Raw genomic sequence first — 880 nt, forward strand, 5'->3', positions numbered from 1 at the left:
GCTCGGCAATTTCGTCGATCATTCTTGTGACGGTTTGGATACTTTCACTGTTACGGTTGACTTGTTCAATGGCTTCGGCTGATTGATCCAATTGATCATTCAACTGCGCCACGTCGACACATACGCCTTCAACAATCGTCAAACCAGATTGGCTATCTAAGTTCGCTGAGCGGACATTTTCAGCAATGCTTTCTACTTGCTGCGCCACCGATTGAGCGGAAGAGGCCATCTCTTCGATCGCTGTTACGACTTGCTCAACTTCTTCTTGCTGACGATCCGCTTGGGTTAAGTTGCTATGAGCATCGCTTGCTACACTGGTCGAGTTACTTTCGACTAAATCGCTAGTAGAACGGATCTGGCCAACTAACTCATTCAATTGATTTGCCATGCTTGCAACGCCGTTATTCAAATTCACAATCTCATTTTTAGAACGTTTACGAGACGACGGAATTTGTAAGCTGACTTCACCATTAGCTAGGCGCGTCATGTAAGAGTTCAACACCGTTAGAGGCTGTAAGCTGCGATTTAAGAACAGAGTGAGCACAACAAAAGTGATGCTCGCTGCTACCGAAGAAATGATGGCTATCAGTTTAAGTAGCGTGTCGCTGCCTTTGGTCACTTCTTTGATGAATGTACCGCCCAGTAGTTTCCAGTTCCAGCCGGGTACTTCGGTGAACACTAAGTATTTTTCACCGACGGTTGATCCGTATTGGAATGGGTAGCGGATCAGACCACTCTTTTGTTCGAAAATCTTATGGAAAGGCTTGTTACCATCGTAATCACGAACTTCTACGATTGAAGGATCGGTAGCGCTCTTAGTTGGGTGGAGTAAGTACTTACCAAGATTGTTTTTGTCGTTATCGACAATGATGGTGTACCC

The 880-nt window shown here is 45.3% G+C and carries 1 protein-coding gene; it reads right to left on the bottom strand.

The genetic code is table 11. The features are described 5' to 3' along the window. Positions 1-880: Cache 3/Cache 2 fusion domain-containing protein (locus R8O11_RS26130; RefSeq protein WP_318194727.1), on the bottom strand; the 880-nt coding region annotated here is incomplete at both ends.

The organism is Vibrio sp. 1288 (assembly GCF_033344475.1).